The sequence below is a fragment of the Mesorhizobium sp. SARCC-RB16n genome, assembly GCF_008520305.1.
Taxonomy (GTDB): Bacteria; Pseudomonadota; Alphaproteobacteria; order Rhizobiales; family Rhizobiaceae; genus Mesorhizobium.
This window is the reverse complement of record NZ_ML703304.1, coordinates 26,001-35,758: the sequence shown is the minus strand read 5'-3', so window position 1 is coordinate 35,758 and position 9,758 is coordinate 26,001. Positions and strand designations below refer to the sequence as shown.

Here is a 9,758-nt window from a genome sequence, read left to right as displayed (position 1 = left end):
AGCGGCTCATCCTTGAGCCGGCGTTCGAGGTTGATCAGCTTGCCTTCGGCACGGCGGCGGCCAAGCTCGCCCTTCTCGATGGTGGCGACGCCTGCAGAGTCATAGCCGCGATATTCGAGCCGCCTCAGCGCATCGACGATGAGCGGCGCAACATGCTGTTGGCCGACAATTCCGATGATGCCGCACATGCAAACAGTTCCCTTATGTGGCATTGAAATGGGTTCCGTCTGATAAGCGGCGGAATCGCCCAGGTCGCCATCCAAAAGGATGACCCGGTGGCGGCAAAATTTCTCAGGTAATTTAGGGATAGGCGGTCCATCGTAGACCAGCTGCCGATGCGGATGGACTGACTGGCGGGGAGGTGTCTCGGATTGTCCCTGCACCCCCGTGGCCGAGCTTGGCCCAACCGACATTAAGATCGTCTAGTTGGGCAAATGGACGATAGAAAGGTTCTTCCGGGCGACCTCGACACCTGTCCGCACACCCAACGCCAACCTGCCCGTTGATAACGGATCTGGCTGGCAGCGCCTGGTAGCTTCCCGCGGGGTCCCCGACGTGTCGGGGCAGGAGATTTCGGAGTTAGTCTTTGTCGCCGACTGGACGCAGCTCGGTTACTTCTCTGCCCGCCGGATTGTCCTGATCGGGCGTGAGGTCCAGCTTTCCCCAGATCGAGTTTTTCGGGTCATTCGGCTTGGGTTTTCGGGATGACCTGATCTCTATGACAAATGACTTGGTCTTTTGACGCATGAATCCTCCAGGCGACGCATCGCGCGCTACGATAGCGCGCCAACAACGGGAGGCAACTGCCCGGCAGCGGGATTTGTCGTCCCAAGTCCGTGCTGTGCCCACGGAGTTAATGCAAGCGCTCGGCCTGAGGGGCGAAGACCGCCTCGTAGCCCAGTCCCGACCGTTCGTTCGATCAGCAAATCCCGATCTGACGGGCGCTACGTCATGACCCGCCTTGTAAATACCGCAGGATTTGTACAAACGTGCGCCGTCAAAATGACCAGACAAATTGCGGAAGCAGGGAGTGGACATGGTCTTTCGGTTGAAGGAGCGCCTCGGCAGGAAGTTTGAGGAAGAGGTGCAATTTTTCAGGGGCTGGCAAAAGGACAAGAAAAGAGTGGGCGCCCTCATGCCAACATCGGTCCATGCGGCGCGCCGGATGGCGAGTGTGATAAATCCCGGGTCCGGGATGGCAGTTCTTGAGCTTGGCGCGGGCACCGGAGTTATCTCCAAAGCTATCCTTGAAAGAGGCATCGAGCCGCATCAACTGGTATCGGTTGAATATTCGAAGGATTTCTATGATCGCTTGACTCGACGCTTTCCAGGCGTGGATTTTCGCCTGGGCGATGCGTTTGCCTTGAGTGAAGTCCTGGCGGAGCGACGCGCGGAACTATTCGACTGTGTCATAAGCGCGGTGCCATTGCTGAGCTTTCCGATGGAGCGGCGCGTCGCTCTGCTCGAGGATTTGCTCGCCCGAATTCCTGCTGGGAGACCTGTAATTCAGATTACCTACGGGCCTTTGTCCCCGGTGATCAAAATGCCCGACCGTTACGCTGTGTCTCACTACGATTTCGTCGTCCGCAATATCCCGCCCGCGCAGCTGTGGACCTATAGACGGGCAGTATAGGCGGATAAGCATTTCGCTTCCCCTTCACCGTCGCCCGGAACCATATCGCTCCGGCTGATTTCTGACGAGAAGCGGAAGAGCTTTCGCCAAGCTGACCTACGATGGCGTGTCAGTGGGTGCAGCAAACTCCCTGTGGAATAACTGCAAGGTTCTATCGAGTCCCTGACCTTCGGGCACACCTTCAGCGGCATGGGCCTTTCCTGCATGGCGGGCGAAATCGGCGAGCAAAAGCCCCCACGCATCCGGTTCTTCCACGTCGTTTGGAGAGCAAGTTGCTGTGCTGCCCCAGCTCAGCCAATGCCCGCAAAACTTCGACGGCGCTCGCGTTCTTCGCATTCGGCGGCGGCGGTTGCGCGACCTCGTTTTCCTTGCCGCGCGGCAAATATCGGCCTCACCCAACTGGGTGATGCGCGCTCGCAGGGGTGCCATAAAAGTCTCATGGGGCGCGTCGCGGGGGCGAGGAGATGACTTTACTGGGACAGAGGATCGACGCAACCGCGGTTGATCCTATGAACGAGGTGAGGCATCGATGGCCGACGGAGGCATTTGCTCCGTCGGCCGACCGCGTGGTGACCGTTGCGCAGATCGAGGAACCGCTGGCGGGCGGTAAGCTGCGTCATGAGCTGTTCGTCTCAAGCGACAGCAAGAGCTATGAACATGTCGACCACGAAGCACCCTGCTTTCTGGAGCCAATCGGCCATCTCAGCATCAGCTTCTCTTGCGCCTCATCTATTGGGCTGGCCTTGAGGGCGCGTCGGCGGGGCAGTTTCGGAGTTTCGGTTTACCTCGCACAAATGATCCCTAGAATTGGCGTAACAAGGCCGGGCGGCGAAGGTCAGGCCTCCCAGATCATCGTTAACAGACGCCGAGGTCCTGCTCCTCACTCTTTCTATCTAGACGCCACTTTTCGCCCATTTATTAATCGATTGTATCCGCTAAAGAGTCGCAACCGGCGCTTGCTTTCGCTACTTCGGCGTCGTATCGCTCGGATACATTGGCAGCGGAACGCTCTGTTCGCTAGCTTGGCGTGCTGTAAAGCATGTGCATCTTTGACCGAGTTGTCTGATTCAACTCGACATTTCCGCTGGAGGGCATGAACGTCACTTGCTCTCCCTGACGTCGACTGGGCCAAAGCGCAGGTTCCCCTTTTTGAGATCAGATGACGATTCAGGCGGGTAGTTCAAATAGACCATTCATTTCTGAATTGCTTGTTTTTGCGGATGATAAGCAGAAATGTTATCCGCTTAACGCGATTCAAAAGAATAATATTTCTTGAGATCCTTTTGACTCCCACCTAAATGCGGAAGCACTGTCGCCAAGCGATTTTCGCGTGCGGCTTTAATTAGGTCCTTACAGGCCATTAAACCTTCCGGGCTTCACCTGGAAGTGCGGTAGCTGTGTTCTTGTCCATAGGGGTGGACCGAAGTTATCGCGCCGAAACAATCCGTTACAGTTCGCGAGAATACTGCAAAATGCTGCGGTAGGCTGGCTTCCAGCTGCCTGTTGCAGCTGAAACTCTGCCGTTTGGTGACGCGCGTCTGCGCCAAATGCGGACAGACGAGCCGCGATCAAGCGATCAGATGGTCTGCATTCCGGGGTGGCGGCCCCGGGCTGAAGCTGCGCAAACAATTCTTTGTAGGGGGGAGTGCGGTGGCACGCACAGGGCAAGAAGCCGATGTTTCGGTGATCGATCCGATGTTGCTCTCGGAGTCGGTAGGGGCCATTTACGACTGTACGATAGAGCCTTCTCGCTGGCCGCCGACCATAGCTATGATCGGAGCGGCGACGGGATGCTGTGCAGGCATGATCACCGCAAATAGTATCGATCCGCCGACAGTTCGCATACTCGAGTCGTGGAAGTTCGAGCCGGAGATAATCAACGGAATATCCGAGTACGGCGTCGATACTGTTGGCGCCTGGGTCAGCCTGCCGGATTTTTGGGTGCGTGACCTGGACGTGCCATTTTCACCCATGCAGGACGCTCCAAACGTTTTTGGCAGCACGCGTTGGGCCCAGGAAATATTGCCGTCGTGCGGGTATGTGGACTCAATGCACTTGGTGCTGATCCGCCAAGCTGATCGGTTCGTCACTTTCGATCTCTATCGGCACGAGAGCCAGGGGATGATCGCGGATCGGGATCGGCATATCCTCCATGTACTTGCCCCACATCTACGTCGGGCCATAACGATCAGTGACCTGATCGACGTGAAAAATCTGGAAAACGCGGCGTTCGGCGAAACTTTGGACAATGTCGCCGCAGGGGTCGTCATCGTCGGGCCCACCGGGCGCATCCTGCACACCAACGAGCCGGCTCGGGTCATGCTGGCGTCGCGCTTACCAATCATTTCGCAGGCGGGTAAAATCGCGGCTCGACATCCGGGTGCAACCACCGAGTTGCTCCGCGCGATCGAACTGTCCCACCGTAACGAGATAGGCATCGGCCGCAAAGGCATAGGTGTGCCGCTTGTCCATGGTGGCAGCACGGTGGCGACGGCGCATGTGCTGCCGCTTGCGAGAGGCGCGCGCACCCGGCTCGTCGCCGAGGCCACAGCCGCCGTCTTCATCGTTGCGGCCGACGCGCCATCGGGAGCCGAAATGGGAACCGTCGCGCGGATGTTCAGGTTGACTCCTGCTGAGACCCGCATGCTCGAACATTTGTCCGCAGGCGTAAGCCTGCCCAACGCGGCAGACAGCCTCGGCATCAGCATCACCACTGCAAAAACCCATCGCTCGCGCATTTTCGCGAAGATGGGAGTCGGGCGCCATGCCGAGCTCATGGCCGTGGTACAGCGCCTCGTCCTCCCAGGCCTACAGCACCGATCGGAGCCGGACGACAGGATCCGGCATGGGCCGGGTCAGCCCCTTGGACGTCGACGATAACTTGCCCTTTGCCGGATACGCCGGACAGAGCCCTGGCGGAGCCATATTGCACCGCGAAGCTTCAACTCGCGTGGAGCTCATATGCTCCGCATGCCGATCCATGTATTTTATGATGCGCTAATATAAAGGGACGACTTGCCTCCGGTTGCCCATGTTGCTGCAGTTTTCTGGAAGCATCGCCAAGTAATCGCATCCCGTCGTCCTTTTGGATGACGACGGGAGCGTAGACCTCGCTTAGGAGACCAAGCGTTGCCGCCGGGGGGTGGTATTCGAGGTCCGTCGCCCGTCCGGCACGGCATCCAGATGCGGGAGGCACGGTGGGATGACGACTTACTTCGGAATGTTCAGGCGTGCGAAACGTGACGAGATCTGAAGCGGCGGTCAGGACCATCAATTACCATGGAAAATCTGCGTGGCCTTGTGACTCCAGGTGGGTGGTTTGTAGTCGCCACGAAAGCACGGAAAGAAGCTGTTGCGGCAGTCAACCTAGATAATCAGGGGTTCTGCGTGTTCCTGCCGAGGATGCGGCGGATCGTATGTCACGCTCGCAAGACATCTGTTCGTACGATCCCATTGTTTCCAGGCTACCTCTTTCTGAAGCACGCTGAGGGTGCTCGATGGCGGTCTGTTAACGGGACGTACGGCGCCATCAAGATTCTCACGAACGGCGAAGCACCCGCGACTGTGGAGCGAGGCTTCATCGATGCACTTAGGTCAAGGGTCGGGGCAGGTGACATAATTGATCTCAGCGCCGGACTCGAGCCGGGAGATCGGGTGGAATTGGTCGGCGGGCCGTTTGCCAGGCAGATAGGCGCTCTTGCTGACCTCGACGACAAAGGCCGGGTGACCGTGCTCTTGGAATTTCTGGGTGCGCGCGTACCTGTGCGCACGACGACACTAAACTTGTTGCCGGCGTAGGCAGCAGAAGGAAGGCTGCGCTTCCTGCGCGGCTGCTCGCTCAAGTTCCAACGTCCGGCCGGTCAGCGCACCCGGAGTGCGGTAGCGTGGGGCGCCGGAGTGTGCCGGGTCGCCCCTGCGATGCAAATCTCTTCGCGATGCCGAGTGGCTCCGCTCCAATGGACGCGCGAGTACTGGAAGGGGGTATGAACGACCCATTGGGGATCTGCCGTACCGCCCATGGGATCGTTCCGATAGGTCCACAGCCTTTCAATAAGGCAATCACCACCTCTTCGCGGCTTTGATAAAGTAAGAGGAAGGTTTCACTTGCTTCGTTATATAATTGTCACAGGACGTCTGTAGTCCTTAGCACGATTTGTCAGGAAGCAATGGCGGAACGATAAGACATAATACGTGCTTTGTATTTGTGTTGTCTGCCACGTTCGTCAATTCCAAGCCCGCGATATCGTAACTAACTTCCTGGTTCACCCGGAAGTGCGGTAGCCATGGGTTGGCTACGTTAGATAGGCCACGAATAGTCGAAGAGCCGGAGCGGAAAATTGAATCTGGATGATAAAAAAATTGCGGTTATTGGGCTTGGATACGTCGGGCTTCCCCTCGCCGTCGCCTTCGGCGCACGGCGAGATGTTGTAGGCTTCGACATAAACGAGGAGAGGGTGGCCGCCTTAAGGCGCGGCGAAGATTCCACGCTCGAGACTGACCATGCTGAGATGTGCGCTGCCACAGGTTTGGTTTTCACCTCCGACAGGGCTGAACTCAAATCCTGCGGCATCTTCATCGTCACCGTGCCGACGCCGATAGACAAGGCCAACCGCCCCGATCTGGGGCCCTTGGTCGCGGCATCCAAGACAGTGGGCGAAGCGATTTCGCCGGGCGCTGTCGTTGTCTTTGAATCAACAGTCTATCCGGGCTGTACAGAGGAGATCTGCGCTCCGCTAATCGAAAAAGCCTCAGGCTTATGTTTCAATAAGGATTTCTTTCTGGGATACAGTCCTGAACGTGTCAATCCAGGTGACCGCGAGCACCGCCTGCAGACAATCGTGAAGGTGACCAGTGGCTCGACGCCGGAAGCAGCCAATGCAATAGACGCGCTATACGCTTCGATCGTGTCTGCCGGGACGCATCTGGTCGGCAGAATCGCGGTTGCGGAAGCCGCCAAGGTCATTGAAAACACGCAGCGCGATCTCAACATCGCCCTAATGAATGAGCTTTCGCTGATCTTTGACAGACTGGGAATCGACACATCCGAGGTGTTGGCTGCTGCAGGCACCAAATGGAATTTCCTGCGCTTCACGCCCGGGCTAGTTGGGGGCCATTGCATAGGCGTCGACCCCTACTATCTCACTCACAAGGCGCAAGAACTTGGCTACCATCCGGAGGTGATACTGGCTGGTCGCCGCATCAATGATGGCATGGGTCAGCATGCGGCTGACCAGGCAGCGCGCCTGATGATGCGGAAGGGCATTTCGGTCGTCGGCAGCAGGATTTTGATCATGGGCGCGGCCTTCAAGGAAAACTGCCCGGATCTGCGAAATTCCAAAGTCGCGGATATCGTTAGCCGCCTCCAGGAATACAATGCCGCCATAGATATCTGGGACCCTTGGGTTTCGCCCGCGGAATGCGCGCATGAACTCGGCCTTTCCAGCACCAGAAGCATTCCTGAGGGCGGCTATGACGGTATCGTCGTGGCGGTCGGGCATAGGGAGTTCCAGACGCTTGGCGTTGCCGGGCTGAAGGCGCTGTGCAGAGATCCCGGAGTCATTTACGATATAAAAGGCATCTTCCCTCGGGAACATACGGACGGGCGTTTCTGATGAAGGTTCTGGTCACCGGCGCGGCCGGCTTCATCGGCTATCATGTCGCGAAGCGATTGCTAGCGCGCGGCGATGAGGTCATTGGTTTCGATAGTGTCAACGCCTATTACGATCCAGCCATCAAGGAAGGGCGCCTGAGCCTCCTCCGGGAACTCAACAAGACAACCAATTGCGGCTTCCATTTCATCCGCGCCAACCTTGCCGATCGCGCCGCCGTTGACTCGTGCTTTGCCGACCATGCCTTGGACCGGGTGATCCATCTCGCCGCCCAGGCAGGTGTGCGATACAGCCTGGAAAACCCGCGCGCCTATGTCGAGAGCAACATCGTTGCTTTCACCAACATGCTCGAGGCCTGCCGCAGCAGCCGTGTCGGGCACCTGACCTATGCCAGCACTTCCAGTGTCTATGGCGCCAACACCGACATGCCGTTTTCCGAGCATCGCCCGGCCGACCACCCTTTGCAGTTCTACGCCGCCACCAAGCGCGCCAACGAACTGATGGCGCACAGCTACAGCCATCTGTTCGGCCTGCCGACGACGGGGCTGCGTTTCTTCACCGTATACGGTCCCTGGGGGCGCCCTGATATGGCGCTGTTCCTGTTCACCAGGAGCATCCTGGCCGGCGAGCCGATCAAGCTGTTCAACAACGGCAACCACACGCGTGACTTCACCTATGTCGAGGATATAGCCGAGGGCGTGATCCGCGCCAGCGACAGCCCCGCCGCGGCCAACCCGGCCTGGGATTCCAGCCATCCGGATCCGGCGACCAGCAGCGCGCCCTGGCGCATCTTCAACATCGGCAACAACAACCCGGTGAAGCTGACCGCCTATGTCGAGGCGCTGGAAAGCGCGCTCGGCCGCAAGGCGGTAATCGAACTCTTGCCGCTGCAGGCCGGCGACGTGCCTGATACATTTGCAGACACGTCGGCGCTGGAGCGGTCCGTCGGATACCGTCCGGCCACATCCGTAACAGACGGCGTCGGGCGATTTGTGGATTGGTATCAGGCACATTTCGGCGCTAGCGGACTTCTTTGACACAAGGCTGTGCTCTCAGCATCCAAGAAACCCGAAATCCCGAACAGATGCCGTGCCTGCTTCACGCGAGATTCAGTTGGTGGCAACCTGACCCGTGGAGGATAAGGAATGCAATCGGCAGCTGATGGCAAACCGCCGAAAAGAATTCCATATTTGAAGATAATTCTTCGAATTCTATCAAGAAGCTCCAATGGCAAGGTGGCCGAGCGGCGGGAAATTTACGAAAGAGCTCAAGAGCAACTCAAGACCGCGATGGAGAACATGCGTGCTCCGCTAGACAAGGAGCTGCAGGATGTCGAGCTTAGAATACTACGACAGACAATCCGCCTTTTGGAACATGACATCCGAGCTGGTGTCGACGTTTGGGCTGCGGGATATGAACCAGCTGAATTGAGCGAGCTCCTTCAGAAGAACGAGCAAGCTAAATTGAACATCCAGGCACGCCGCAATTCAGTCGAAATTCGCGCGGAGCGAGAGGCGCTTGTCGCAAAAAAGGATGCAGAATACACCGCTTTGGTCCAGGAACAGGAAGGGACTCTGAGATACCTGGAAATGGTTACGCATCAAAACACAATTGGACATAAAACGAATGGTAGTCATCCTATCAAATCAATAACAATAATATGGGCTCTTTTCATTCATAACTTTCACACTATAAACGGTGATGGGCCTTTTTCAATTATATGGCTGCTAATTCAGCCAATGATTATGCTTGCTATTATCAGTTCAGTATATCTTTTAATTGGCACTCACTACATTCTCAATATGGACGTCCCGACATTTGCACTGCTCGGCTCTGGCACTTGGGTAGCCTGCCGGATGACGATCTTCCGGGTTAGTGGTCAGATAGCGCACAATAGAGTAATGTTAAATCTTCCAATGGTATCACCATTTCATCAGGGAATAACTACCGCAATATTGTACTTGATTGTCTATATGTTTTCAATAAGCCTACTTTTTTGCGTCGGCCGCTACCTAGATCTAATTTCTCTGCCCGATGACGTTCTTATTGCCGCGCTCTATTTTGTAGGTATGTGGCTATGTGGACTTAGCATCGGCTTCATATTTGGTGTTGTCATTGGAGTATGGCCTTTTTTTGCGCGACTAACGGGTGCCGTTGAGCGCTTGTTACAGATGTTTTCGTCTGTGTTTTATGTCTCTGAGCAATTGCCAGAGGTATATAGGAAGTACGTACTTTGGAATCCGTTGAGCCATGGCATGCAACTTTTACGCGGTGCTTATTTCCACTCATATCCATGCACCGACGCGAGGCCTTCGTATTTTTGGCTTGCGGTAGTTTCCTTGATTTGTTCTGCTCTTATTCTGGAAGGGTGGTTCCGCCGACATGTCCAGCCCGTCTAGGAGCTTGACGCCTTTGGTGTCTCGCAGTGATAACGGACCCAAAGGGGTGGACTTTGTGTCACTCGTGGCAGGGGTTACGATCGTCGCGCCGGGACTCACTTTGGATCGACAACATTC

The 9,758-nt window shown here is 56.6% G+C and carries 8 protein-coding genes and 1 pseudogene; 6 read left to right on the top strand and 3 right to left on the bottom strand.

The window, feature by feature from the left end:
• Positions 1-188 (bottom strand): annotated as a pseudogene (locus tag C7I87_RS33095) (glutamine--fructose-6-phosphate aminotransferase); the annotation flags it as partial.
• A gap of 391 nt (positions 189-579) precedes the next feature.
• On the bottom strand, positions 580-747 hold the full coding sequence (locus C7I87_RS35480; protein WP_188394101.1) for a hypothetical protein: 168 nt from the start codon (positions 745-747) through the stop codon (positions 580-582).
• Between the two features lie 289 nt (positions 748-1,036).
• Here C7I87_RS35480 and pmtA point away from each other — a divergent pair, with 289 nt between their 5' ends.
• Positions 1,037-1,633, top strand: coding sequence for a phospholipid N-methyltransferase PmtA (gene pmtA, locus C7I87_RS33090; RefSeq protein WP_149908153.1), 597 nt, complete (start codon positions 1,037-1,039; stop codon positions 1,631-1,633).
• A 96-nt stretch (positions 1,634-1,729) separates the two neighbouring features.
• On the opposite strand, the gene C7I87_RS36930 is transcribed toward pmtA, so the two are convergent.
• Positions 1,730-1,969, bottom strand: coding sequence for a DUF5076 domain-containing protein (locus C7I87_RS36930; protein WP_373424813.1), 240 nt, complete (start codon positions 1,967-1,969; stop codon positions 1,730-1,732).
• A gap of 1,467 nt (positions 1,970-3,436) precedes the next feature.
• Here C7I87_RS36930 and C7I87_RS33080 point away from each other — a divergent pair.
• From C7I87_RS33080 to C7I87_RS33060, 5 genes are all read left to right on the top strand, one after another.
• Positions 3,437-4,513 (top strand): helix-turn-helix transcriptional regulator, encoded by a 1,077-nt coding sequence (locus C7I87_RS33080; RefSeq protein WP_188394100.1) that lies wholly within the window; start codon positions 3,437-3,439, stop codon positions 4,511-4,513.
• A 399-nt stretch (positions 4,514-4,912) separates the two neighbouring features.
• Positions 4,913-5,431, top strand: a complete 519-nt coding sequence (locus tag C7I87_RS36925) for a transcription termination/antitermination protein NusG (RefSeq protein ID WP_149908150.1) — start codon at positions 4,913-4,915, stop codon at positions 5,429-5,431.
• Between the two features lie 539 nt (positions 5,432-5,970).
• Complete coding sequence (locus C7I87_RS33070) at positions 5,971-7,245, top strand: nucleotide sugar dehydrogenase (protein WP_149908149.1); 1,275 nt, start codon at positions 5,971-5,973, stop codon at positions 7,243-7,245.
• A complete protein-coding gene (locus C7I87_RS33065; protein ID WP_149908148.1) occupies positions 7,245-8,279 on the top strand; it encodes an NAD-dependent epimerase in 1,035 nt (344 codons plus the stop codon). The genes C7I87_RS33070 and C7I87_RS33065 overlap by 1 nt, the downstream gene beginning before the upstream one ends.
• A gap of 108 nt (positions 8,280-8,387) precedes the next feature.
• Positions 8,388-9,641 carry an ABC transporter permease gene (locus C7I87_RS33060; protein ID WP_149908147.1) on the top strand — a complete coding sequence of 418 codons (1,254 nt, stop codon included), beginning with the start codon at positions 8,388-8,390 and terminating at the stop codon, positions 9,639-9,641.
• The last annotated feature ends 117 nt before the right edge of the window (positions 9,642-9,758 follow it).